Annotated in this window: 20 protein-coding genes; 9 read left to right on the forward strand and 11 right to left on the reverse strand. The window is 67.7% G+C overall.

What is annotated here, in order from left to right; genetic code table 11:
• The first annotated feature begins 9 nt into the window (after positions 1–9).
• Entirely contained in the window at positions 10–858 is an 849-nt protein-coding gene (locus tag OG394_RS04695) for a rhamnogalacturonan acetylesterase (RefSeq protein WP_328993629.1), read from the forward strand.
• A 23-nt stretch (positions 859–881) separates the two neighbouring features.
• Here the strand turns inward: OG394_RS04695 and OG394_RS04700 are convergent, their stop codons facing one another.
• A complete protein-coding gene (locus OG394_RS04700) occupies positions 882–2,144 on the reverse strand; it encodes an MFS transporter (RefSeq protein WP_328993630.1) in 1,263 nt (420 codons plus the stop codon).
• Between the two features lie 86 nt (positions 2,145–2,230).
• On the opposite strand from OG394_RS04700, the gene OG394_RS04705 reads away from it, so the two are divergent.
• Positions 2,231–3,100 (forward strand): redoxin domain-containing protein, encoded by an 870-nt coding sequence (locus tag OG394_RS04705; RefSeq protein ID WP_328993631.1) that lies wholly within the window; start codon positions 2,231–2,233, stop codon positions 3,098–3,100.
• Here OG394_RS04705 and OG394_RS04710 read toward each other — a convergent pair.
• The 4 genes from OG394_RS04710 to OG394_RS04725 form a co-directional block, all read right to left on the reverse strand.
• Positions 3,039–3,647 carry an aldo/keto reductase gene (locus OG394_RS04710; RefSeq protein WP_328996798.1) on the reverse strand — a complete coding sequence of 203 codons (609 nt, stop codon included), beginning with the start codon at positions 3,645–3,647 and terminating at the stop codon, positions 3,039–3,041. The genes OG394_RS04705 and OG394_RS04710 overlap by 62 nt on opposite strands.
• Positions 3,643–4,047 carry an NUDIX domain-containing protein gene (locus OG394_RS04715; RefSeq protein ID WP_328993632.1) on the reverse strand — a complete coding sequence of 135 codons (405 nt, stop codon included), beginning with the start codon at positions 4,045–4,047 and terminating at the stop codon, positions 3,643–3,645. The genes OG394_RS04710 and OG394_RS04715 overlap by 5 nt, the downstream gene beginning before the upstream one ends.
• Positions 4,048–4,216: 169 nt before the next feature.
• A complete protein-coding gene (locus tag OG394_RS04720) occupies positions 4,217–4,807 on the reverse strand; it encodes a GNAT family N-acetyltransferase (protein WP_328993633.1) in 591 nt (196 codons plus the stop codon).
• Positions 4,808–5,017: 210 nt separating this feature from the next.
• Positions 5,018–5,533 carry a CbrC family protein gene (locus OG394_RS04725; RefSeq protein WP_328993634.1) on the reverse strand — a complete coding sequence of 172 codons (516 nt, stop codon included), beginning with the start codon at positions 5,531–5,533 and terminating at the stop codon, positions 5,018–5,020.
• A gap of 49 nt (positions 5,534–5,582) precedes the next feature.
• Between OG394_RS04725 and OG394_RS04730 the strand changes: the two genes are divergently transcribed.
• On the forward strand, positions 5,583–7,517 hold the full coding sequence (locus OG394_RS04730; protein ID WP_328993636.1) for a hypothetical protein: 1,935 nt from the start codon (positions 5,583–5,585) through the stop codon (positions 7,515–7,517).
• A 65-nt stretch (positions 7,518–7,582) separates the two neighbouring features.
• Positions 7,583–8,401 (forward strand): MBL fold metallo-hydrolase, encoded by an 819-nt coding sequence (locus tag OG394_RS04735; protein WP_328993638.1) that lies wholly within the window; start codon positions 7,583–7,585, stop codon positions 8,399–8,401.
• A gap of 128 nt (positions 8,402–8,529) precedes the next feature.
• Here OG394_RS04735 and OG394_RS04740 read toward each other — a convergent pair whose 3' ends face one another.
• The 4 genes from OG394_RS04740 to OG394_RS04755 form a co-directional block, all read right to left on the reverse strand.
• Positions 8,530–9,321, reverse strand: a complete 792-nt coding sequence (locus tag OG394_RS04740; RefSeq protein WP_328993639.1) for a class I SAM-dependent methyltransferase — start codon at positions 9,319–9,321, stop codon at positions 8,530–8,532.
• An 84-nt stretch (positions 9,322–9,405) separates the two neighbouring features.
• On the reverse strand, positions 9,406–9,684 hold the full coding sequence (locus OG394_RS04745; RefSeq protein ID WP_328993641.1) for a transposase: 279 nt from the start codon (positions 9,682–9,684) through the stop codon (positions 9,406–9,408).
• Positions 9,685–9,702: 18 nt separating this feature from the next.
• The gene (locus OG394_RS04750; protein ID WP_328993642.1) at positions 9,703–10,347 is read right to left on the reverse strand and encodes a phosphatase PAP2 family protein; all 645 of its coding nucleotides are present in this window, start codon (positions 10,345–10,347) and stop codon (positions 9,703–9,705) included.
• Positions 10,348–10,359: 12 nt separating this feature from the next.
• The gene (locus tag OG394_RS04755; RefSeq protein ID WP_328993643.1) at positions 10,360–11,823 is read right to left on the reverse strand and encodes a PhoX family protein; all 1,464 of its coding nucleotides are present in this window, start codon (positions 11,821–11,823) and stop codon (positions 10,360–10,362) included.
• 427 nt (positions 11,824–12,250) lie between these two features.
• On the opposite strand from OG394_RS04755, the gene OG394_RS04760 reads away from it, so the two are divergent.
• Positions 12,251–17,467 (forward strand): fibronectin type III domain-containing protein, encoded by a 5,217-nt coding sequence (locus OG394_RS04760; protein ID WP_328993644.1) that lies wholly within the window; start codon positions 12,251–12,253, stop codon positions 17,465–17,467.
• A gap of 224 nt (positions 17,468–17,691) precedes the next feature.
• Here OG394_RS04760 and OG394_RS04765 read toward each other — a convergent pair whose 3' ends face one another.
• On the reverse strand, positions 17,692–18,891 hold the full coding sequence (locus OG394_RS04765; RefSeq protein ID WP_328993645.1) for a cation:proton antiporter: 1,200 nt from the start codon (positions 18,889–18,891) through the stop codon (positions 17,692–17,694).
• 116 nt (positions 18,892–19,007) lie between these two features.
• On the opposite strand from OG394_RS04765, the gene OG394_RS04770 reads away from it, so the two are divergent.
• The 4 genes from OG394_RS04770 to OG394_RS04785 all read left to right on the forward strand — a co-directional run bounded on the left by OG394_RS04770 (position 19,008) and on the right by OG394_RS04785 (position 23,255).
• Entirely contained in the window at positions 19,008–19,694 is a 687-nt protein-coding gene (locus tag OG394_RS04770; RefSeq protein ID WP_328993646.1) for a TetR/AcrR family transcriptional regulator, read from the forward strand.
• Positions 19,695–19,778: 84 nt separating this feature from the next.
• Entirely contained in the window at positions 19,779–20,687 is a 909-nt protein-coding gene (locus OG394_RS04775; RefSeq protein WP_328993647.1) for an ABC transporter ATP-binding protein, read from the forward strand.
• Positions 20,684–22,294 (forward strand): ABC transporter permease, encoded by a 1,611-nt coding sequence (locus tag OG394_RS04780; RefSeq protein ID WP_328993648.1) that lies wholly within the window; start codon positions 20,684–20,686, stop codon positions 22,292–22,294. The genes OG394_RS04775 and OG394_RS04780 overlap by 4 nt, the downstream gene beginning before the upstream one ends.
• A gap of 367 nt (positions 22,295–22,661) precedes the next feature.
• Positions 22,662–23,255, forward strand: coding sequence for a hypothetical protein (locus tag OG394_RS04785; RefSeq protein WP_328993649.1), 594 nt, complete (start codon positions 22,662–22,664; stop codon positions 23,253–23,255).
• Positions 23,256–23,279: 24 nt separating this feature from the next.
• Here OG394_RS04785 and OG394_RS04790 read toward each other — a convergent pair whose 3' ends face one another.
• Complete coding sequence (locus OG394_RS04790; protein ID WP_328993650.1) at positions 23,280–24,569, reverse strand: ArsB/NhaD family transporter; 1,290 nt, start codon at positions 24,567–24,569, stop codon at positions 23,280–23,282.
• Positions 24,570–24,586: the final 17 nt, after the last annotated feature.

Here is a 24,586-nt window from a genome sequence, read left to right on the forward strand (position 1 = left end):
GGATTCGACATGCGATTCCAACGTAACGCGGTGAGGCGATGGGTCCCGATCGTGCTCACCTCGGCGATGCTCGTTGTCGCCGCCGCCGGCCCAGCTTCGGCACAGTCGGCCCGCCCGGACAGCGAACGACCGTTCACGGTCTTCGTCGCGGGTGACTCGACCGCCTCGATCTACGCGGCGGCCGAGGCGCCCCGCACCGGATGGGGGCAAGCTCTTCCGCTCTTCCTCAACCACGACGTACGCGTCGACGACGAGGCGATCGCTGGTGCCAGTTCCAAGAGCTTCATCGCCCTCGGCGGCCTGTCCCGCATCGCGTCCAAGATCCGGCCGGGCGATTATCTGCTCATCTCCTTCGGCCACAACGACGAGAAGATCACCGATCCCGCTCGGGGAACCGATCCGTACACCACCTACCAGGACTATCTGACGCAGTACGTCGAGACCGCGCGGGCCCACGGCGCGACACCGGTGCTGGTGACGTCGGTAGAGCGCCGACGCTTCTCGGGCGACACCGCCGTACCGAGCCATGGCGAATATCCGGCAGCCATGAAGAAACTCGGTGAGACCTTGAACGTCGCCGTCATCGACCTGTCCGCGCTCAGCATGAACCAGTGGCAGGAGCTGGGACCGGAGCGGACCAAGGATCACTTCCTCTGGCTGGCCCCGGGGGAGAACCCCAACTACCCGGAAGGGATCATCGACAACACCCACTTCCGTGCCCATGGCGCCATCGAGGTGGCGCGCATCGTCGCGGCCCGGCTGAAGGACCAGCGCATCCTCCACCCCGACGCCGTCACCAGGCTCGGCGACCCGATCGACGAGAGCGCCATCACCTGGCCGGACCAGCGCCCCACCTGAGCTCGCCGGGCTTGACGGCCGCGCTAGTTGCCCTGGGCAACTGTATGGCCCGACGCTGCCGGCTCGGTCTCGTAGTCCTCGAGATTCCGCAGGTGGCGAATCGGGCTGGCCCAAACCAGCAGTGGCCCGAGCAACATCAAGGGCGCAGTGAGCAGCAGTGTCGTCCGTACGCCGATCACCTCCGCCAGCCCGCCGGCGGCCAACCCACCGGCCGGGATCAACCCCCAGGACACGAACCGTACGGTCGCCATCACCCGCGACAACAGTTCCGGCGGGCTGGCCACCTGGCGGTAGGTGCGAGTCACTACGCTGCCCGGCACGACCGACCCGGCGAACAGGCAGTTGCCGACGGCAAACAAGATCCAGCCGGTCAAACCGTGCCCCCACGGGATGATCGTGGCCGCCACGGCGCCAAGCACCCCTTCGGCGAGCAGTACCCGCGCCGAGCCGATCCGCCGGACCAGCCACGGAGTAAGTGACGCGAAAACCAGCGCGCCCACGCCTTCGGTTGCCAGCAGGAGTCCCACCACTCCGGGCGGGGCTTCGAGATTCCGCACCAGGTAGACGGCGAACAGCGCCAGCTGCGCGCCGCATACGAAGTTGACGACGCAGGCCCACCAGGTCGCGGGAGCCATCACCGGATGGCGGGACACGAACCGCCATCCGTCGGCGATCATGGCCCGCATACTCGTACGCGCTTCGCCAGAGTCCACCGGATTGCGTTCAGGGAGCCGCCGAAGCAGCACGGCGGACGCGACGTACGACACGGCGTCGACGAACAACGCCGGCACCGCGCCCATCAGCTGGACGAGCAAACCGCCCAGGGACGGTCCACCCAGCTGTGTCACCGCGTGGGTGCCCGACATCAGGCTGTTGCGTGCGTTGAGCTCGTCCTTCGGAACCACCGAAACCATGAACGTCGAACTGGCGGCGAAGAACAGGACCTCGGCGAAGTTGATGACCAGGGCGGTCGCGACGAGTTGACCGATGGAGAGGTAGCCGAGCCACCACACGACGGGAACCGACGCGATCGCGAGGGCCCGGACGAGGTCGCAGGCGATCTGCGTACGACGGAGGGGGAGCCGCTGGGTGATGACCCCGGCGGGCAGGCCGATCAGGGCCCAGGCGAGGTACGACGCGGCCGCGACCAGGCCGAGCTGGAACGGCGTCGCGTCGAGCACCGTGACCGCGGTCAGCGGCAGCGCGACGGCGGTCACCGCCGTGCCCGTGCTGCTGAGCGTGCTCGCGCCCCAGTAGTTCCAGAACGCCCCGGCGTCGCGCCTCATCCTGCCCCCTGTCTGAGTGGGTTCCGAATTGGAACCCTATGCGATGATGGCGGTCGACGCCACGCCGATTCCCAGGAGCTGACTCCGTGCGCCACGAGGATCTTGCCGAGACCGACTGCGGTATCGCGCAGGCACTGGGCGTGGTCGGCGATTGGCAGACGTTGCTGGTGGTCCGGGAAACCGCCGCTGGGGTGACCCGGTTCGACGCCCTGCAACGCGAGCTCGGTATCAGCCGACGCGCGCTCGCGGAGAAGCTGGCCCGCCTGGTGGAGCAGGGGATTCTGCAGCGGCGCGCGTACTCAGATCGGCCGCCGCGATACGACTACGTCTTGACGTCGATGGGTGAAGGACTGCTGCCGGTGCTGCTCGCGCTGCAGGACTTCGGCACGCGGTATGTGATGGGCGACGGTTCGGCCAGCGCCGCACCGGCGAGCCTCGAGGTTCAGCGCCTCGAGCGACTTGTCGGCACCCGGCTGCCGTCTCTGGAACTGGTTGGTCACGATGGGGGACCCGTGGTGCTGCCAGGCGACCGGCCGACGGTGTTGTTCTTCTTCCCGGCGGCTTGGCCGCCACACGCGAACGGCTATCCGCCAGGATGGGGCGATATCCCGGGCGCTCGCGGCTGTACGTTGGAGTGCCTGTCCTTCGCCAAGGCCCACGACGAATTCGTGGCCGCAGGCGCTCAGGTGATCGGTGTGAGCAGCCAGCGGCCCGACCAACAGGCGGCCTTCGCAGCTCACGCGAAGCTGCCCTACCTGCTCGCCTCGGACCAAGACGGCCGCGCGGCAACCGCGTTGAGGTTGCCGGTGTTCCGTGCCAGCGGCGGCGAATGGCTCAAGCGCGTCACGATCCTCATCGACCACGATGGCGTCGTACGGCACGTGCAAGCCCCGATCACCGACCCGCAGGGTGCAGTCCAGGAGATGCTCGCAGTCGTGAGCACTGGCAGCCGCTGAGGTCTCCGCTATCGACCGGTGGTGGCGAGGCTTTGGGGGAGTGTGTTGCGGGCGCCGGCTGTGATGCCGTGGGGGCTCGCGGTGTTGATGTGTCTTGCGCGATCACCCATGCGAGGGCCAACTGACTGGTGCTGGCTCCTTTCGCTTCGGCAAGCCGTCGCAAGGTCTGTACGACGCGAACGTTGTGGGCGATGTTGGCGGGGGAGAACCACGGCAGTGTCAGTCGTACGTCGTCGCGTGCGAGGTCGTCGACGCTGGTGATCTCGCCGCTGAGGAATCCGCGGCCGAGCGGGGAGTACGGTACGAACCCGATGCCCAGCTCACGGCACGTGTCGAGTACGCCATTGGTCTCCGGGTCGCGGGCGAACAGCGAGTACTCCGACTGCACCGCAGCGAGCGGATGTACGGCGTGGGCTCGGCGGATGGTCGCGGCCGACGCCTCGCAGATGCCGACATGGCGAACCTTGCCTTCGGCAACGACCGCCCGCGTCCGGGTTGGGCGAGGCGCACCGGCATGCCGATGAGCGGAGGGTTCGTAGCGGCTAATCGGCCGCGACCTGGACGGCGCTCAGGAGGCTCGACAGGCTGGCCGGGTGGGCCATCGTCAAGTCTGCGAGATCGCTGGGCCGGACCCAGCGAAGATCGTCGTGCTCCTCGGGTGCGGCGTTGACAGGTTCTCCGTCCCAGCGCGTGACGAGGAACGCGTGCATGTCGAGGGTGGGGTCACTGACCGTCATCGGGATGGGTACGGGGTCGTGGACGTGGACACCGAGTTCTTCGAGGCATTCCCGACTGACGGCTTGATGAGGCAACTCGCCCGACTCGACATGCCCGCCGACGAGGTCCCAGCAGTCGGGATACCACCGACGCGATGGGTGGCGATGCACCAGGAGCACGAGACCGTCGCGCACAAGTACAGCGACTGAGATCGGAATCTTGGCGACCATGCTTGCACCCTAGGCGCGAACGCACTCTCATCCCGCGTTGGACGAGCGGCGTACAGCGACGTCACATTGGCGCGGCGCGACGGGTTCACTCATCTGTTTCGACTCGTCGACGCCCATTCCCCAGAAGCGCGATGCAGCCCGGCTGGCATCCTGGTGCACGTCTCCGGCCTCATGCAGGATCGACCGTTTTCACCATGACGCAGTTCTTCAGCCCTTTGGGCCGGTCGTAGGTGAAGCCGAGCCGCTCGTAGAGCCGACGGGTGCCGTTGTAGAGGAACGACGATGACATCTTCTTGATCTGGTCGGTCAGGTCGTGGGGATAGCTCTCGACCCGCCCGCCGCCGGCCTGGGCAATCAGGTCGAGCGCACCAGTGATCGCCAGCTCCGTCACGCCCCGTCGCCGGTGGCGCTTGTCGACGAAGACGCAGGTGATTCGGTAGTCGGGATCCGCGGTCTTGGTGGCGTCGTACCCCTTACGGTGGTGGAGGGTGGGCAACTCGGCCGGGGTGCCGTATTCAGCCCACGCGATGGCCTCGTCGCCGTCCATCACGAGTGCGGCGTGTGCCTTGCCTTGCTCGACGTAGGCCTTCTTCAGAGCTCGGTTGGCCTCCGCGCCCTGGCCGCGCTCGGGCCCGTCAGGGTGAAACCAGATGCACCAGCAGCCCCCGAAGATGCCGTTGTGCCGCTGCACTAGCGCGTCGAAGGCCGGCCACGTCTCGGGGCTGAGAGGCGCAATCGTGTACGACGACTCGGTAGCCATGCCCACCTCATCCCGTTGGGCCCGCAGGGACACATCGATCGTGGCCTTGTCGTGCTGAGATTGATACCGGAAACGATAGTGCTCATTCCGCACGACCCGTCCACCCCGAGCCGCGGAGCCGCAGCTGAGCGTGGTACGCATCTTGCGCAAACTCGCCGCTAAGGTCGACTCTCGTGAGGTCGGCACGGACGAGGTTGGCCCGGCGTGGGATCAGGAAGCGTCGGCGTAGGCGAGCTTGGTCCCGCAATGGCGACAGCGGAACAGGTAACCGGTCAGGTCACCGTCGGCTCTCATGTACTGGAGAATCTCGCTATCCCACCCGTCGGCGGCCAGGGCCTGGAGCACACTCCGCACGTTGGCCACATCCCCATAGCCCACCCGGCCGAGGTACTCAGCGGCATCCGAGCAGTGGAAGAGCCACCGCTCCTGTTGCCACCCAGCGAACCCGGGGGTGCGGTGCAGCACTTCGTCCAGCACGGCCATAGGAACGTCCGGCGGCGCCCCGTCGACCGTCGTGAAGTCGGCATCAAACTCTCGAGCCGCGCCGCCGTCAGCTATGCACCACGGGCAGATGACTTCGATTTCGTCCACCGCGTAGATAGGCCCGGAGTACATGAGACCGCGAGCTTGGCCACATCGTTCGCATGTGTCCGAGGGGCCGCCCGCTTCTCGGTCAGCGTGCGACGGAGCCGGCCCTTCCGTGAGCGCCGTTCGGCGGGCCACCATGTACTGACAATGGGTCCGAGGGGCGTCGCTGCGACCGTAGACTCTCAAGGTGGCCACTGAGCCTGGTGTCAACGTGGGCGTCGCGATTTACGATGCCCTCGCGGCGTTCCAGAGCGGACAGGTCCAGGCGGGGATCGACGAGCTGTCCGCCGCGCTGCGCGGCTTCACCGATGCCGGCAGCGTCCGGCAGGCGGCGGTCGCGTGTGCCCGCCTCGGCTGGGCCTTCGAGACGTACGTCGGCAACCGCACCGCCGCCAGGGTCTGGTTCCGTCGGGCCGCCCGCCTGCTGCGCGACGAACCGGACTGCCTCGAGCAGGGCTGGGTCGCGATCGCCGGCGCGGGCTGCGACGTGGACGATCCGAGCGAGCTGCGCTCCAAGGCCGAGCTCGCGCTCGACCGGGCACGCCGCTTCGGCGACGTCAACCTCGAGGCCAAGGCCCTCGCGGACGGAGGTCTCGCCTGCGTGCAGGCGGGCGAGGTCACCGAGGGCATGTTCATGCTCGACGAGGCCATCGCGCTCTGGTGCGGCCCTGCCGACGACCGCGACGCGGCGGCCATGGGGGTGTGCTCGTTCTTCACCGCCTGCTATTTCTCGGCGGAGTTCGACCGCGCGAGCCACTGGGTGGACGACCTGCGCCGGGTCGGGTTGATCGGCCCTGCACCCGGACCCGGGGTCCTCCTCAACGGCCACTGCGCCGCCGTCCAGGCCACCGCCCTCATCGAGCTGGGCCGGTGGAGTGAGGCGGAGTCGCTCCTGGCCAGGTCCATAGCGGAGTTCGAGGCGTGCATGCCGATCCCCAGCTGGCATCCCGCGATCGCCTTGGCCGACCTGCGGATCAGGCAGGGGCTCCTGGCCGATGCGGAGGCTCTGCTCGTCGGCAAGGACGCCCATATGCAGGCCCTGCTGCCGGTGGCGCGGCTTCACCTGGCCCGCGGGGAGGTCGACCTGGCGCACGCCACTGCATCGCGTGGCCTGCGGATGGTCGGGTCTGACCGCCTACGGGGCGTCGAGCTGCTCGCCCTGGTGGCCGAGGCCGAGCTCGCGGCCGCACGCGTCGAGGCCGCGAGAGCAGCGTGCGACGAGCTGATGAAGCGGGCCCGTGGGCTGGACGTGCCTCGCCTCCGCGCGCAGGCGAGCCGCGCGCATGCCCTCCTGCTGGCCGCCTCGGGAGACCTGGCCGAGGCGATCAGCACGATGGAGCAGGCCCTGGATGCCGTGCCGAGCGGCCTGCCAGTCCTCCGGGTGGAGCTGCTCCTCGGCCTGGTTCGCCTTCACGAGAAGGCCGGCAACCGGGCGGCGGCCACCGTGGAGGTGGCCCGCGCCACCAGTGTCCTGGCCGGGCTCGACGTGGCACTCCCCGCCCGTGACACCGCCCTTCTGCAGCGCTTCGCGAGGACCGCGCCGCCCACGGGCACTACGGCGTTGCTGACCCGCGACGGAGCCGTCTGGAGCGTGAGCTGCGACCGGGTGAGAGTCCGGCTGCCCGCGACGAAGGGGCTGCGCTACCTGGCCGAGCTGATCCGCGCTCCGGGGGTCGAGCGCCACGTACTGGACCTCGTCGACGAGGTCGAGGGCGTCGCGGTCGACGGCCCGGACCGCCACCACCTGGGGGACGCGGGTGAGCTGCTCGATTCGGCTGCCCGCCGGGCCTACCGCCACCGGGTGGAGGAGCTGCGCACAGCCGTGGAGGAGGCACTTGCCGACGGCGCCGACGACCGGGCCGCAGGCCTGCAGCGGCAGTGTGACGTGCTCGTCGGCCAGCTCGCCTCGGCCTTCGGCCTCTCCGGCCGGAGCCGCACGGCGTCGTCGGCGGCGGAGCGCGCCCGCCTCAACGTCACCCGCTCGGTGCGCACCGCGGTCGCGCGCATCGGTGCGGAGCTGCCAGCTGCGGGCCAGGTGCTGGACCGACGGATCCGCACGGGCCTCTACTGCGCCTTCGAGCCGGCGGCCGACGACCCGGTTCGCTGGATCGTTCAGTCCTGACTGAACGTGCCGGGCTCGAACTGAACGCCTCCGGGGTGGCGACGAACGCAATCCAGGAGGCTCCGATGGAAGAGATCTACCACCCCGCACCCGACGTGCACGTGCTGCCGACGACCCTGCCGATTGGTCCTGCGGAGGTGCTGACAGTGAACGCCTTCGTGCTGGCCGCACAGGAACCGGTGCTGGTCGACACCGGTCTCGGTCAGTCCGGCGACGAACTCCTCGATGCGGTCGACGCCGTTGTCGGCCTGGCCAACCTGAAGTGGCTGTGGCTGACACACGACGACGCCGACCACACGGGCGCCGTCCAACGTGTCCTGGCAGCGGCACCCCAGGCCCGGTTGGTCACCCACGCCTTCTCGGCGATCCGGATGTCGACGTGGTGGCCGGTCCCGCTCGATCGCGTCCATGCGATCCGTCCGGGCGATCGGCTGTGGGTGGGAGACCGCACCCTGCGCGCCGTCGCGCCGCCGCTGTACGACAACCCGATGTCCGTGGGCCTGCTCGACGAGTCCACCGGCAGCCTGTTCAGCGTCGACTCATTCGGTGCAATACTGCCCGCTCCGACGCAGGACGCCGCCGAGGTGCCCCAGGACGCGCTGGCCGGGGGGATGCTGGCCTGGTCGGTGATGGACTCGCCGTGGTCCTCGATGCTGGACCGCGAAAAGTTCGCGGAGGTGCTCGACGACGTCCGTCGGCTGGAACCGAGCCGGATCTTCTCCTCGCACCTGCCGGCCGCGAGCGGGACCTCGCTCGAGCGGTTCCTCGACGTGCTGGCGAGCGCTCCGTTCGCCACGCCCGTCCCGGCCCCGAGCCACACCGAGTTCACCGCGATGATCGAGGGCATGCAGGCGAAACTCGAGGCGGCCGCGCCCGCCGGCTGACGGCAGCACCGAACACAGGTGGCCGAAGTCTCCGTTACGGGCTCAGCGAAGTTGGTGGGGTCGGGCTGGCACAGCGCTCCACTTGGCCGTACGGAGACTCGGCCGTCTCGGCCGGCCCCACGGCTGGGTCAGCCCGGCTTGACCGCCAGCGTCGCAAAATAGTGCGACATGTATTGAGCGGATGCGTTGGATTGGTGCGGCGCTTCCGCGAAGCCGGTGAGGACGAACCCGGCGGCGAGTTGCCCGCCGATCTGGTCGGTGAGGGTGTGGCTGTATTCAAGAGCGGCATCCGCGCCGAACTTCGTGGCGCGTTCCTCGGCGGAGTACTGCGTGACATCGCTGTAGGGCAGCTTGTGCACGACGATCAGCTCGCCGCGCTCGTCGAGCGCCTCGTGGTCGAACAAGTACACATCAGGGTTGAGGAAGCCCACGAGCAGAGTTCCGCCCGGTCGCAGGACGCGGAAGCACTCACGCCACACCGGTGCCAAGTCTGGTACGAAGAGGTTGGAGACCGGATGGAATACGACGTCGAATGTTGCGTCGCCGAAGGCGCTGAGGTCGCGCATGTCGCCTAGGACGGTGCGCAGCTCGAGCCCGTCGCGCGCCGCCACCATCTGGTCCTGGCCGAGCTGGCGGGGTGAGTTGTCGAATACGGTGACCCGCGCCCCTGCGGCGGCGAGGATCGGACCCTGCTGGCCACCGCCGGAGGCCAGGCACAACACGTCCTTGCCGGTCAGGTCCGTCGGCAGCCAGGAGCGGTCGACTGGCTCACGCCCGATGAGAACAATCGACCAGTCGCCCATGCGGGCGCGCTCGACATCCTCGGAACTCACCGGCGTCGACCACTCGTTGCCCTCTTGGACATACTTGTCCCAGGCTGCCCGATTGTGGGCAACGGGGTCGACAACACTGTCCTGCACGTTCAACTCCCTGCTACAGCCGAGCGAACACCTGCGGTACTGACAGTTCGGTGCCGCTAGCTAACACGATTGCAGGGTGCGGGCTCAACGAAATTGGCGGGCATCGAGGTGTCCACGGGCTCGACGGGTGGTCGCGCAGCGGGTGCGTAAGCGCTGGTTGCCGGGGTTGCGGAAGCCGTAGGCGTCGCGGGCGATGGTCTTGATGACCCGGTTGGTGCCTTCGGAGCCGGCGTTGGTGATCCCGGTGTGCAGGAACGCAAGGATCTCTGGCCACCATGTCTCGACGGTTGTGGCTAGGCGCTGCAGTTCGGGAAGGTCGGCGTTGGCGCATCGGCGGTAGAACCGCCGGCAAAGCCGCACCATTAGGCGCGCGGCCGCCGTTCACGGAAGACCACTTGCGTCGTGGCTGGATTGAGGTTGGTAGCCGGGCCCCGCTCGCCGGCGGCGCACCGATGCAAGCAGGACGATCCACGCCCCCGCCCAGAGCCAGCCGACGAGAAGGTCGGACGGGTAGTGCCGGCCGAGCACCAGTTGGGACAGCCCAACGACGGCCACGAGTGCGGCCGCACCGAAGGCAGCGACCCGGCCGTGCAGAATCATCACCAGTCCGCCGACGAGGGCTAGCGTGTTCGCGGCGTGACCGCTCGGGAAGCTGTACTCCGAGACCGACGCCGGCAGCGGCCAGAGGTCGGGACGCGACCGCCCGACGACCTCCTTGAGCAGTGGGTTCACCGCCCAGACAACGGCGACCCCCGCAACGAAGTACGAGGCGTCCGCCGGCCGGTGCGTGGCGAGCAATCCGATCAGTACGCCGACCGCGACGACGGCGAGCGGGACCAGCTCGGTCAGGTCGCTGACGACCAGCGCGGCTCGATCGAAGGTTCCGCCCGTGTCGTGGATCCAAACCAGAGCACGCCGCTCGCCAGGCAGCGGACCCGCGAGCATGACCCAGCTGCCGAGCGCCAGCACTCCGAGCGCGAGCGCGCCACTCGTCAGTGCGAGGCTCAGACCATCCCAGCGCCGCATCTCACGGACGCGTCAGACGCCGATTCGATGCCAAGGGCCCCAGATGGCGAAGGTCAGGCCGTTGCTGGCCTGGATATTGACGAACAGGGTGTGCCCGTCCGGACTGAACGTCGAGCCGGCGAACTCGTCGGCGGACCGGTCCGCGCCGGTACTGCTGGTGAGCCGGTTCAGGGCGATGTCCCAGAGCTGACCGCCACGGGACAGCCCGCGAAGGTAGTTGTCCTCGGTGTTGTCCTCGCAGAGCACCAGAGTCCCCCGCCGGCTGGTCGTCACGTTGTCCGGGAAGTCCAGCGTCGCCCGGTCCGGCGACTGGTAGATCAGCTGCAGCTTTCGCGCCCGGGTGTGGTACGCCCAGATCTGGCCGAAGCCGTTCCCGTAACCGCCGACCGAGTCAGGGCCGGTTTCCGCCGGACCGCCACCTTGGGTCGAGCAGAAGTACACGACGTTGTTGTCGTAGACCTGGCCCTCGAGCCGGGAGAAGTACGCCGCACCCTGCGCCCGTCCCTGATCACCGACGTACACCAGCGCCTGGTCGTTGGTCGTCGGTGCAGGCTGGCCCGGGGTGTACGGGAACTGCGGCGCCGGGTCGTCGATGTCGACCCACGTCACGTCGTACGTCGCTCGCTGTGGCTGCTCGGCGGCCAGGTTCAGGTTCGGACGACCCCGTACGGCGAGCATCTGCAGCCGACCATCGTTGTCGAGCCCGCCGGACTCCATCGGGTTCGTGGCCGGGAGGTAGCGGTAGAACCCGGAGGGAAACGCGAAGTTGTCCTCGGTCAGGTACAGGATCCCGTCGGCCGGGTCGAAAGCAACGGCCTCGTGCGCGAAGCGGCCGGCCCGGGTGATCGGTTGCCGGTCGGACTGGCCGCCGGCCGGGACCTCGAAGATGAACCCGTGCGGCTTGGTCAGCGTCACGTTCGGCCTACCGGTGAAGTCGGGCCCGACGTCCGGGCCGTTCACCGTTTCCTCGCAGGTGATCCAGCTGCCCCACGGCATGATCCCGCCGCTGCAGTTCATCATCGTGCCGTTCAGGCTGGTGTAAGCGTCGACGACCTCGCCGACCGGGCTCACCTCGACCGTCGTCGTCCCGCCCTGCGCGCGGGAGTCGTACGGCGCACCTGGGCCGAACGGGGTGCCCGGGTTGTTCAGCTCGTGGTTGCGGACCAGGAGAACGTTGCCGTTCGGCAGCGCGAACGCTCCCATGCCGTCGTGCCGCCCGGGCAGCCGGGTGCCGTCCCGCAGGACCACCGGGAACTCCGTGTCGTGGAACGACCGGTAGGAGAACCCCTCCGGCAGGTGCAGCCTGACCTTGCCGTCGCGCAGGTCCGGGATCGCGCGTAGCTCCCGGGACGGCGCGTTGCCCTTCGGACCAGCCATCGCCTCCCGGGCCACGAACCCCTGGAACGGCCCACCGGCCAGGATTCCGCCCGCGACCGCCATGCTGCCCGCGAGGAACGTCCGACGTTCGATGCTCATCTGTCCATCCCCTTCCGCTCCACACCCCTGCTTACCGAAGCTAGCGCCCAGCGAACCTGGCGGACAGTCTTCGGGCGGGCTGCGTCAGTCGCGGGCTGCGGCAGTACGGCGGTCCAGGCGGCGGGCTAGGGACATCAGGCAGCGCCGGCCAGGCGCCCCGACGTACCGGCCGTTGTCCGGGCCGTAGGCGTCCACGACTATGCCGTGCACCAGGTACGTCGCGAAGAGCGACGTGAGCTGTGGGCGTTACAGCTGATCGGCGGTACGGGCGGAGTACGGGCAGTGGCGTGACGGGTGTGGTCACCAGAATCGGCCCCCGCCGGTCTGGTCGACCCTTCCTGGAGGTCTTTCCCTGATGCGCAAGTCAATCGTGGCCGCGCTCCGCCCCAGTAGGACGAGTGCTCGGGAGATATCAGTGCGGCGACTCATGCGGTACCTCGTTGTCTTGGCCGTGCTGGCCACAGGACTGCACGCGACGTCGACCATCCAGCCCTCGGTGGCCGTGGCGGCCCCTAACTCCACCGCGGCGCCCACGGCGGCGGCTGCTGCCGCTCCTGGTGCCGGTGGCGGGTTGTACGTCCCGCTGGCAACCACTCAGCGGCTCTACGACTCCGGGACGACACTGGTCCAGGCTCAGGAGACAAAAACAGCCACCTTCACGGGCCTCGGCGGGATCCCGGCCACCGGAGTAACGGCAATCGCCGCGACGGTCCAGGTCCTCAGCCCGACCGCGTCCGGCTCACTGCCCGCGTGGCCGGCCGGCGAGACCCGGCCGGCGGTGTCGGGGCTGCTGTTCGCGGCGAACATGAAGTACATGTCCGGCTCGGCGGTGATCCGGCTGAACGCGTCAGGTCAGGCGAGCTTCTCCAATAAAAGCGCAGGGACGCTACGCATCCGCGTCGACGTCACGGGCTACTTCACCGGCGACACCGCGACCACCGCGGGTTCGCGGTTCGTCCCGCTGAAGCAGTCCCGGATCGTCGACACCCGCGCCAAGATCGGCGTGGGTGGAACCGCCCCGGTGGCAGCGAATGGAACCATCACGTTCCAGGTGGCCGGAGTCGGAGGCCTGCCTGCGGCCTCGTCGATCTCGGCGGTCGCCGTGAACGTCACGGCCTTGGTTCCGTCGGCTTTCGGTGGCTGGACGCTGTTCCCGGCTGGGGCTACCCGTCCTGGCGTGAATCACGGCTTACACGTGCAGACCCGGCCGAAGACCGGCAGCTCGATCGTCAAGGTCGCGACCGACGGCCGCTTGTCGCTGACCAATACCTCGACCGGCACGACGCACTTCACGGTGGATGTGACCGGCTATTTCACCAGCGCCTCGAACGCGACCGCTGCGTCCAGCCGCGTGGTCGCGTTGTCGTCACGCCGGGTCCTCGACACGGGCACCACGCTGGTCGCGGCCGGCGGCACGGTGAATCTGCGGCTGACCGGCGTGGGCGGGATACCGGCAAGCAACGTTGCGGCGGCGGCGATCAACCTGGTCGCGTCCGGGTCGGCCACGTCGGGCGAGTTCAAGGCGTATACCGCGGGACAGTCCGCACCTGCCGCGACCGATGTGATCTTCGCTCCTAGCCCACACCAGTTCAACCAGCTGTGGGTCCGGCCGAACGCCTCCGGCGACATCACCATCGCCAACCGCACGAACGCCGCGGCCCGCCTGTATGTCGATGTTCAGGGCTACGCGCTCAACCCAGGAAAGCCCCAAGCGCCCACGAACGTGATCGCGCAGGCGGGCGACCGCTCGGCGGCAGTCTCCTGGACTGCGCCCGCCGACACCGGTGACCTCACCATCAGCGGCTACACGGTGAAAGTCAGCCCGGGCGGTGCGGAGATCCCTTCGGCGACGCCCAATGCTTCGATCCCGAACCTCGACAACGGCACGTCCTACACCTTCACCGTGACGGCCCGGACCGCGACCGGGAGTTCGGCTCCGTCCGAGCCGAGCGCCGGTATCACCCCAGCCAAAGTCGGCCCGCCGGGAGCACCGGTCATTACCGGTGTTGCCGGGATGGACTCAGCGGCCATTGTGGAGTGGTCACCGCCACCTGAGACCGCGGGTGCCGTCACCTCGTACACGATCACTGTGCAGCCGGGCGGCCGGACCGTCCAAGCGGCCGCGGATGCGACGTCTACGACGGTCACCGGTTTGACGAACGGTTCGACCTACCAGTTCACGATCGCGGCGACGAACGCACACGGAACGGGTGCGGCATCGCCGCTGTCGAGGCCGGTCACGACCCGGCCCGCGGAAGTTCCGATGGCACCGGTGCTGGACAGCGTCGTCGCGGGACCCAACCGGATCGACGTGCAGTGGGCGCCTCCGGCCGACGGTGGGGCGCCGATCACCTCCTACCGGGTCACGCTGACACCGGGCGGCCAGCAGCAGATCGTCGAGGCCGACACCACGGTCGCGGCCTTTGTGAACCTCACCAACGGCACCTCGTACAGCGCCAGCGTGGTGGCCGTCAACAAGGCCGGTACCAGTGAGCCGGCGACAAGGGCGGGTCTCGTTCCGGTCGCCACCAGGGTGCCGGGCCGCCCGCTGAATGTGAGTGTCTCGAGCACCGCCAGCGGCAGCCTGGTGGTCACCTGGCAGCCTCCGACCGACCCCGGTTCAAGCGCGGTCACCGGCTACACCGTGACCGCTGCACCCGGCGGGCGGACCGCGACGGTCGGCGCCACGGCGCGGACGGCCACCATCACGGGGCTCGATCCCGCGGCCAGCTACACGGTGCGCACAACGGCGTCCAACGCTGCCGGCGCCGGTACGGCTGAGGTTTCAGAACCGACGCGGGCGTCGGTCACGGCCACCAGCGCCACCCCGAATCTGTTGTCGGCCGAATCGCTGGCAGGCCTGGCCGAGTACCGCACCGACGGCACCCTGGTCTTCTCCCGGCCTTCGGCACAGGTCAACGCGTTCAAAGTCGGCGACGTCGTCGCGTCCCTACCCGACGCGAAGCTGCCGTTGGGCATCATGCGCCGCATCACCCAGCGGGTCGTTCAAGGCACCGCGCTGTTCTTGTCGACCGAGCAGATGCCGCTCAACGGTCTCTTGACCGCCGGTGGCATTACCTCGGACCAGGTCCTGACCAACGACTCCACCACCGAGCTTTTGAGCGCGCCGGGAACCAAGCGCTCGCAGCCGCTCATCGACGGAAAGACCCGCCGGCAAGGCGCGCCGCGCCGCGAGCAGGTCAACAAGATCCAAGGTGGCGAAGTCACCCTGATGGACGGGCAGTACACGTTCACGTTCTTCGCCGAAGTGGGCGCGGAGCAGGGCTTCGCCGGTGCGGTCGAAGGATCGGTGAGTGTGAAACCGAACCTGATCACCAAGATCGACTTCGGCACGCCGACGAAGACCGAGTGGGGCTACACGGTCGACGCCCATGCCGACATCCGCTGGCGCGCCGGCTTCGTCGCGAAACTGCTCTCGAAGGAATGGGAGGTCCAGCGCATCCGGGGACCGCGGATCGTCGTGATGGCCGGACCCGTGCCCATCGTCTTGACCACCGAACTGAAGATCATGATCAGGCTCGACGTCGAAGGCAACGTCGGCGTACAACTCCGGTACAGCTACGGCCGCGAGGTCGGCGCCAAGATCAAGACCGAGGGAAGCACGATCACGCCCGAGGTGGTCAACCGGACCTATGACGTCAACGCGGGTGACGTCCAGCTCTACGCGGCCGCCACCGCGCGGCTGGCGGCGCCGATGATCGGCTTCTACGTCTACCTGTGGGACGTCGCCGGCCCGGGCATCCTGGCCAGCCCGTTCACGGAGCTCGAAGTCGACCTCACCCAGGACCCCTGGTGGACACTCGACCTCGGCGTCCAGCTCGGCGCCTACCTGGGCATCAGCGACGACATGAAGAAGATCTTCGGCCAGGAGTTCGGGTGGGAGGACGACTCGCTCCTCGAGGTCAAGGTCACGATCGCGCACGCGGGCGGCCCGTTCGCCGGTCTGAAAGTCGATCCGGCCAAGGCGGAGATACCAACGAACACACCACTGAAACTGAACCCCACCGTCATCGTCGCAGGCGTACCAACGACCCCGGACAACGTGGAGTGGTCGATCGTCAAGGGGCCGGGATCGGTCGCCGCTGACGGCACCTACGTCTCTCCCGTCTCGGGTGCCGCCCTGGTCAAGGCGCACATCGACGAGACCCCGGCCACCGAGGAGATGAACTTCGAGGTCGGCATCCTGGTCGGCAACGGTCCACCAGCGGCACCAGCCGCGCCGTACGTCGAACCCGGCGCCGGATCCCTGAACATCTCCTGGCGGCCGCCCACCCATAACGGCGGAGATCCCGTCAAGCGGTACGCCATCACGACCGTTCCCGCGACCTCGACGACCTGGGTCGAGGCCCCGGCCCGGACCGCGCGCATCCGCGGCGTCACCCCGGGCCGTACGTACCGAGTACAGATCGCTGCCGCCAACAGCATCGCCCTCGGTCCACTCAGCACACTCAGCGCCGAAGTCGTACCAGTGAGCATCGGCCTGACAATCACCGGCACCCCACAAGACATCAACACCACTGAGTACGGCGCGCCCAACAACAGCGGATACACCACTGACTTCAAGATGTCCGGCGACGGCCAATACGTCTACTTCGCCGCCGCCGGCCACTCCAACGTGATCCCGCTCGAGGCCCGCTCCGGCATCGCCTACCAGTATCTGGTCCGCCGCAGTCTCTGGACCGGCCGCATCGACCTCATCTCGCGGGGCGACGACGGTGTCACTCCCTGGCCGATCGAGGGCGGAGTCTCCACGTTGCCTCAAAACGGCGTCTTTATCGGTGTCAGCCGCACCGGAGACCGCGTCGCCTACCAGGAGGACGGCAATCCATCCTGGACCGGTGACATCGTCGTTCGGGACCTGCCCACCGGGCGCACCATCGGTCGATACCCGCTCCCGGCCGGCGAGACCCTGTACGGCATCAAGCTCAACGACGACGGAACCGTGCTCAGCTTCTCCACCCTGCTACCGAGAAAGCCCAGCGGAGCACCCAATGCCAATCTCTACCGAGCCCAGCCCGGGGTGAGCGGATCGGCAACCGAGATCGCCGGTTGCTTCATCAGCTGCGCCGACGATCACGAAACCACCAACTTCGACATGGACGGGTCCGGCAACACGATCGTCTGGGAGACCTGTGGCGGCCCAACGGACGGCTGCCGGGTCCGGCGTTGGGCCGGTGGCACCAAAACCGATCTTCTGTCTCAGCCGGTCGACTCCGAAGAGGCCCATGACCCGAAGATCTCCGACGACGGTAGCTACATCGCGGTGGCCTACACCAACGCCGCCGGCAGCAGCAAAGGTCTGGCGGTCGTACCCGCCGGAGCAGCCAGAATCACCGCGCAGGCCGTACGAGCCACCTACGCCGCGGACCGGGAGGTGATGCCCATGAATATCAACCGCGACGCGACGAAGATCATCTACGCCGTCGGCGCCGCCAGCGGCACAGGCGCTCAACCCGCTTACATCCTCAACCGCTCCAGCGGCGCGGCAACCCTGCTCGCCCCCAGCGAGTCAGTGGTCATGGCCGACAACAGCGACGACGGAACCCTCGCGGCCTACACCCAGTACCTCGGCCCCTGCTGTAGCGGCACCTTCGGAACGAAGATCCTGGTGCGCAAAACCTGACCACACCGCCTTGAGCGATGGGTGCGGCGCCTGCCGCACCCATCGCCAAGCCACGAACCACGGCTCGCACTTCATCTACATGGCCCGCGCGAACACCGACCACCCGAAGACTCCTCCGGGTACCGGGAGCCCCTCGCGGCCGCGCGCAGTGCCACCCAGCGGCGCCGGGCACTACCCGAGGGCATAGAGCTGAGGGGGCAAAGATCGTCTCGCGCCTGAGCGTCTTAGTGGTCGTCTGCGGGCTCGGTTGGCTTCTTGTCCGGTATGAGGTCGACGTCGGCGAACGAGCGGGCTACGACGATGTCGGTGGATGAGTGCGCCACTATCGACAACACGATGGTGAGAGCTACCAGGTGGAAGACCTCGTCGGCGGCGGGGATGTCGGCCTCCAGCACCAGTAGCCCGTAGACGACTGACGCGAAACCCTTGGGTCCGAACCACATCGCGGCGAGTTGTTCTCTCCTGCCCAGCCCGGATCGTATGAACGACAGCGCGAGTGCGACCGGCCTGGCGACAACCAGCGCGAAGATGGCGAAGACCCATCCCTGCCAGGTGATCTCGCCGAGGAATTCGACTGAGATCAGCGCACCGAAGACGAGCAGCGCCGCCAGCTTGAGGGTTTCCGCGATGAGTTCACCGAAGTGCTCGAAGGCCGCCCGTTGACGCGGTCCGAAGGTGGCCACCGTGATGCCGGCGGCGAAGGCGGCCAGGAAGAGGTTGCCGTGCATCGTCTTGGCGAGGGCCAGGACGAGTACGCCGATCGCGACGGCGTTGAGCGGCTCGTACTGAGTGGAAGCCGAGAAGATCTTGAGCCGTTCCAGCCGGATCGCCAGCCAGGGAACGGCGACACCGATCACGACACCGATCGCCAGTTCGAGCCCCAGTTCGTCCAGGTGCAGGTTCCCGGAGCCGGCCGCTATGGCCAGGAACACCATCACGAACGGAAGCGCGAGGCCGTCGTTGACGCCGGACTCGACATTCAGCAGGTGGCGAAGCCTGGCCGGAACCCGCTGATTGCCCACCAGTGCGGAGGCGAACACCGGATCGGTCGGTGCCAGGATCGCTCCGATCAGCAGCGCCTGCGGCCAGTCCAGGCCCACCAGGTAGTGCGCCACGACCGCGGTGATCGCCAGCGTCAATGGCAGGCCCCAGCCGAGCGCGCGGCCGGGAAGGCGCCACGCTGAGCGGAGGTCGGTCCAGCCGACGCGCATGCCGTCCGTGAACAAGACCGCGAACAAGGCGAGTTCCGCCAAGAGGGCAACGACGGGGGAGTCGGCTTGCAGGTCGAGCACGCCGCTGGTTTGAGGGCCCAGGGCGATGCCGGCAGCGAGGAACAGCACCGCGGTGGACAAGATGGTGCGATGGGCCAGGCTGGAGACCAGGACGGCCAGTAGCAGCACTACCGCAAAGCACAGCAGCAACAAGACGTTCCCTCTTTCAGCCGGGCTTGGGCAGGTTCGGTCGTGCGCGGTGAACGTTAGCCGGTGATGGGATGACTACCGCTTGCGCTGCCATTGAACGTGCGTTTAATGTATTGAACATGCGTTCAACGGCTCGCTCCGACGCCTCGGCACCCGGTGGTGCCGGGCCGTCGACGTCTGAGCGGATTCGGGACGCTGCCGTGGCTCGGTTCGGGCGCGATGGCTTCTCCGTCGGCTTGCGGGCGATCGCCGCGGATGCCGGGGTGACGGCCGGGTTGGTTGTGCATCACTTTGGTTCCAAGGAAGGCCTGCGCGACGCTTGCGACAAGTTCGTGCTGGGGGTTATTCGCTCGGAGAAGATGCGGGCGACCACGTCCGGTAGTGCCGCGGGGATGCTGGCGCAGTTGGCGGAAATCGAGCAGTTCGGTCCGTTAGCGCTGTACGCCGTACGCAGCATGCAGGCCGGTGGCGAGCTCGCGACCGCCTTTGTCGAGCAGATGGTCAGCGACGCCGAGGACTACCTGGCCGCGGGGGTGGAGGCCGGCACGATCAGGCCCAGCCGCGATCCGGCCGGTCGCGCCCGGTACCTCACCTACCAGGGCATGGGCTCGCTGATGCTGTGGATCTCGCTGCACCCCGACATGGTGTCGGTCGACGACTTCCGCACCGCGCTGCGGGAGATCTCCGACGAGATCACTTTGCCGGCTCTCGAGTTGTTCACCGAGGGCCTGTTCGTCGATCGCGCGATGCTCGATGACTATCTGATGTACGTCCCTGATCCGCCCGGCGGCCCGGCCGTTTCGTAGCGGAAACGCGCTCTGCTTCGGCGAGCGCCGGAATCAGACGACATCACGCCGGGAATCCCGGAATCATCAGAATGAGGAACAGCCATGAGCGCTGCCCTGGAAATCCAGCAATTGCACAAATCCTTCGGCCAAGTGAAGGCCCTGGACGGACTCGATCTGTCCGTACAGACCGGTCAGGTGGCGGGCTTCCTTGGTCCGAACGGTGCGGGCAAGTCGACCACGATCCGTGTCCTGCTTGGGTTGTTGCGATCGGACTCGGGTTCGGTCGAGGTGCTCGGCCGGCACCCTTGGGACGACGCCGTCGAGTTGCACCGCCGCCTTGCCTACGTGCCCGGCGACGTGAGCCTGTGGCCGAACCTGACCGGCGGTGAGGCCATCGACCTGCTCTGCCGTCTCCGTGGTGGCGCGGACAAGCAGCGCAAGGCCGAGCTGCTGGAACGTTTCGAGCTCGACCCCACCAAGAAAGGCCGCACGTACAGCAAGGGCAATCGGCAGAAGGTGGCCCTGGTCGCGGCGCTGGCAGCCGACGTCGAACTGCTCGTTCTCGACGAGCCGACCTCCGGCCTCGATCCGTTGATGGAGACGGTCTTCCAGGACTGCATCGCGGAGGCTAAGACGGTCGGGCGATCGGTCCTGCTGTCCAGCCACGTCCTGGCCGAGGTGGAGAAACTGTGTGACAGCGTGACGATCATCCGGTCCGGACGCGCGGTCCAGTCCGGCACCCTCGCCGAGCTACGGCACCTGACCCGTACGACGATCACCGCCTCGATCGACAGCGCTCCCGGGCAGCTCGCCGCGTTGCCGGGCGTGCACGATTTCGAGGTGGACGGCGACGTGGTGACGTTCGACGTCGACCACGATCAGCTGGCTGCCGTCGTTCAGGCGCTCGGTGCTCTGGGCGTGCGCACTCTCAACAGTGCCCCGCCATCCCTCGAGCAACTCTTCCTGCGCCAGTACGGCGAGGCGCTGGTCGCGGACGAGGTGTCGGCATGACGACTCACCGGGAAAGTCTCACCGCGACCGCTGACCTGGTCCGGTTCGCGCTGCGCCGGGACCGGGTCAAGTTGCCGATCTGGGTGGGCGGGATCGGCCTGGGCATGCTGTACGCCGTATCCGCGCTGCCGGCGGCCTACTCGACGCCCGAGGAACGGCAGGTGCGGGCCGAGCTGATGGACTCGCCCGCCGCGACCATGATGTCGGGACCCGGTTATGGTCTCGACAACTACACCCTGGGCGCCATGATCACCAACGAAATGGTGCTCTGGCTCGTTGTCCCGGCCGCGATGATGAGCATCTTCCTCGTCGTTCGGCACACCCGGGCGGAGGAGGAGACAGGTCGCGCGGAGCTGATCCGTTCGGCCGTGGTGGGTCGCCATGCGGCACCCGTCGCCGCGCTGATCGTCGCGCTGATCGCCAACGCCGGCGTCGCCGTACTGACAGCACTGGCGATGATGAGCGGAGACCTGGCGGTCGCGGACTCGCTCGCGGTCGGCGTGGGCATCGGGATGACAGGACTCGCGTTCGCCGGCGTCGCGACCTTAACGGCCCAGTTGACCGAACATGCCCGATCGGCGTCGAGCCTGGCGATGGCCGTGGTCGGCGCCGCGTTCCTGTTGCGCGCGATCGGGGACGCGGCCCAGCCTGGCGGCAATCTGGTGTCGTGGTTCTCGCCGCTGGCCTGGGGCCAGCAAATGCGTCCCTTCGTCGACCTGCGCTGGTGGCCGCTGCTGTTGTCGGGCGCGGTCGTGCTCGGGACGGTTGTCGCCGCCTATGCGCTGTCAGGGCGGCGGGATGTCGGCGCGGGCCTGGTTCCGCCGCGGCTCGGCCGGGCAGACGCGCCGCGGTCGCTGTCCACGCCGTTCGGGCTGGCCTTCCGGCAGCAGCGTGCCTCGGTGATCGGCTGGGGGATCGGCCTGTTCATCTTCGCCTTGGCCAGTGGTTCGTTGAGCGACTCGGTCACCGAAGCAGTCGCCGAGAATCCCGACATGGGCGAAGTGTTCGCGGCCAACGGCCAGGAGCCCACTGACGGCTTCTACGCGACCATGGCGTTGTTCTTCGCGTTGTTGATCGCAGCGTTCGCCGTGAACTCGGTGCTGAGGTTGAGGTCCGAGGAGCGCAGCGGTCATACCGAAGCCGTTCTAGCGACAGCGGTAAGTCGTAGTCGCTGGATCATGGCGTGGTTGTCCTTCACGATCCTGGCGTCCTTGTTCCTGCTGGCGATCAGTGGGCTCGGAGTCGGACTCGGCGCGGTCAGCGGCGCCGCCGGCCCTGCCGTCATCGCCGAGGTAACTGTCGCCACGGTTGCCTTCCTGCCCGCCGTACTGGTCGTGATCGGCTTGGCCGCCGCCCTCTTTGGACTCCGTCCTGGATTGTCCGCTTGGGTCTGGCTGCTGGTTGGCTATGCCTTCTTCTTCGGCATGTTCGGCGCTTTGCTGAGTCTGCCGGACTTCTTCGCCGACGTCTCTCCGTTCAGCCACCTCACGGTCATGCCGCTGCAGCAGATCGAAACCCTCCCTTTGGTCGCACTGGTCGTGATCGCGGCCGGTCTCACCGGCGCCGGCAGGGCCCTGTTCCAGCACCGGGACCTCGACGCCCCCTGACCAAGCGATCGACCATCTTCGCCCCATGGCGCCGGCGCACCGACTGCGGATGGCGCCATAGGGCGAATCGACCGAGCCCCGCGGCGTGCCGCTTCAGCTGATCGCGGACCAGGCGTTAGCCAGGTGACTCGCCGAGGCCTCGCACGGTGACGGCGGTGGGAAATGGCGGTACCGTCGTTGCTGGTGTGCCGGGAAGCGTTCTGCTTCCTGAGGGCTGGAGGCGCTGATGCATGGCGATGGACCTCGCGACCGGGAGTGCTTCGTTCCCGCCGGTGAGTCCGGGATGCGCATCTACCGCTTCCTGTGGTGGACTCTCGCCGTACCGGTAGGGCTCCTGGGAGTCGCTGGTGCCTTCACTTCTTCCTCGGTGCTGACGGTCGTCGTTGTGTTCGCGATCCTGGCTCTGTGTCTTGGCACCCTGGCGGCCACCCTGCAATCGTTAGACGGAGAAGGGCAAGCGAGCGGACCGATTTCGCTGTCGATCGTCCTGAGGCACGGCTGTGCGGCCGGCGTAGCCGTGGTGGCTTTCTACGGATTGGCAAGTCTGATCGGGGCCGGCGTCATCCCACTAGTCCTTCTGTTAGGCGTTACCTGTCCTGTGGTGGTGGCCCGGTGGTGGCCTCGCGGACGATCGCTGCTGCTCGAACAACTCCGCGAGAGAGTTCACGAACCTTCCGTTGCGCCAAGTGATGACAGTGGTGAGATCGCTACGCCGGCCGTCGAGGCGATGACGGTTCCTGAGTTGTGCTCGGCATGGCGGCGAAGCTTCATCGAGCTCCAACGCACCGGGTCCGCTGAGACGAGATCCGTGATCGCGGCGCATCGGCAACAGATCCTCGAGGAACTGGAGCGACGGAACCCCGACGGGTTCGGTGATTGGCTCGCCTCGGGCGCACGAGCCCCGAGCGACCCAGCGAAGTACCTCCTCGATCGCCCTGGCGGGAAACACCTCTCGCAGTGAGCCGCCGTTCCTCACCTGCGCCGGTCAGGACAGGACGAAGTACCGCAGCCACAGGTACGGCGCAGCGACGATGATCGTGATCGCGGTGATCACCACGCCCTTGCGGGTGAACTCCCAGAAGCTGATCGGGCTGCCGGCGCGCAGCGCGATGCCGATCACGACGACGTTCGCGCTGGCACCGATCGCGGTGGCGTTGCCGCCGAAGTCGGCGCCTGCCGCCAGAGCCCACCACATCGCATTCGCGTGGGCGGGGTCGGCGATGCTCTTGGTGAGTTCGAGGACGACCGGGCTCATCGTCGCGACGTACGGGATGTTGTCGATGACGCCGGACAGGACCGCGGACACCACGAGGATCAGCATGACCGCGAGCAGTGGTTTGCCGTCGGTGGCATTGCCGACCTGTTCGGCGAGGGCGCCGATCACACCAGTCTTCACCAGGGCGCCGACCATGATGAACAAGCCGGCGAAGAACAGCAGTGTTTGCCATTCGACGCTGCTCATGTAGTCCTTGGTCGGTACCCCGGAGATCAGCACCAGCAAGCCCGCGCCCAGGAGGGCGACAACCGACGGCTCGACCTGGAACACCGAACGCCCAACGAACCCGGTGAAGACGAGCAGCAGCACGACGCCGCACTTGATCAGCAGACCGGTGTCCTGGATCGCCTCGCGTTCGTTCAGGCGCAGGACGTTCTCGACCCTGGCCGGGTCGACGGTGAACGAACCCTTGAACAATCGCGGTAGCACCAAGGTGAACACGATCAGCTCGATGACGACCAGCGGAGTCATGTGGATCAGGAAGTCGTTGAACGTCAGCCCGGAGCGGCTGGCGATGATGATGTTCGGTGGATCGCCGATGAGCGTGGCGGCGCCGCCGATATTGGAGGCCATCACCTCGGCGATCAGGAATGGCACGGGGTTGATCCCCAGCCGTTCGCAGACCAGTAGCGTCACGGGCGCGATCAGCAGCACCGTGGTCACGTTGTCCAGGAACGCCGACGCCACCGCGGTGATCAGGGTCAGCAGGATCATCACCCGCAGCGGCGAGCCCTTGGACCTTTTCGCGGCCCAGATCGCGATGTACTCGAAGACGCCCGTACGGCGCAGGACCCCGACGATGATCATCATGCCGAGCAGCAGGAAGATGACGTCCCAGTCGACGCCGGTCTCGTGCGAGTAGAAGGCGTGCTCGGAATCGGTGACACCGAGCGCGAGCAGTACGGCGGCACCGCCGAGCGCGGCGAGCAGCTTGTGAGTCCACTCGGTCGCGATCAGCACATAAGCGACGACGAAAACGACGACGGCGATCACGGTCATGTGATCACCCGGCCGTC

Source organism: Kribbella sp. NBC_01245, assembly GCF_036226525.1.
GTDB lineage: Bacteria > Actinomycetota > Actinomycetes > Propionibacteriales > Kribbellaceae > Kribbella.

Excerpts from the sequence above, each read along its gene's own strand:
- OG394_RS04770 (WP_328993646.1), top strand. The coding sequence starts at position 19,008 with ATGCGTTCAACGGCTCGCTCCGACGCCTCGGCACCCGGTGGTGCCGGG.
- OG394_RS04760 (WP_328993644.1), top strand. The coding sequence starts at position 12,251 with ATGCGGTACCTCGTTGTCTTGGCCGTGCTGGCCACAGGACTGCACGCG.
- OG394_RS04750 (WP_328993642.1), bottom strand. The coding sequence starts at position 10,347 with ATGCGGCGCTGGGATGGTCTGAGCCTCGCACTGACGAGTGGCGCGCTC.
- OG394_RS04695 (WP_328993629.1), top strand. The coding sequence starts at position 10 with ATGCGATTCCAACGTAACGCGGTGAGGCGATGGGTCCCGATCGTGCTC.
- OG394_RS04745 (WP_328993641.1), bottom strand. The coding sequence starts at position 9,684 with ATGGTGCGGCTTTGCCGGCGGTTCTACCGCCGATGCGCCAACGCCGAC.
- OG394_RS04775 (WP_328993647.1), top strand. The coding sequence starts at position 19,779 with ATGAGCGCTGCCCTGGAAATCCAGCAATTGCACAAATCCTTCGGCCAA.
- OG394_RS04720 (WP_328993633.1), bottom strand. The coding sequence starts at position 4,807 with ATGGCTACCGAGTCGTCGTACACGATTGCGCCTCTCAGCCCCGAGACG.
- OG394_RS04780 (WP_328993648.1), top strand. The coding sequence starts at position 20,684 with ATGACGACTCACCGGGAAAGTCTCACCGCGACCGCTGACCTGGTCCGG.
- OG394_RS04735 (WP_328993638.1), top strand. The coding sequence starts at position 7,583 with ATGGAAGAGATCTACCACCCCGCACCCGACGTGCACGTGCTGCCGACG.
- OG394_RS04725 (WP_328993634.1), bottom strand. The coding sequence starts at position 5,533 with ATGGTGGCCCGCCGAACGGCGCTCACGGAAGGGCCGGCTCCGTCGCAC.
- OG394_RS04700 (WP_328993630.1), bottom strand. The coding sequence starts at position 2,144 with ATGAGGCGCGACGCCGGGGCGTTCTGGAACTACTGGGGCGCGAGCACG.
- OG394_RS04715 (WP_328993632.1), bottom strand. The coding sequence starts at position 4,047 with ATGGTCGCCAAGATTCCGATCTCAGTCGCTGTACTTGTGCGCGACGGT.
- OG394_RS04755 (WP_328993643.1), bottom strand. The coding sequence starts at position 11,823 with ATGAGCATCGAACGTCGGACGTTCCTCGCGGGCAGCATGGCGGTCGCG.
- OG394_RS04790 (WP_328993650.1), bottom strand. The coding sequence starts at position 24,569 with ATGACCGTGATCGCCGTCGTCGTTTTCGTCGTCGCTTATGTGCTGATC.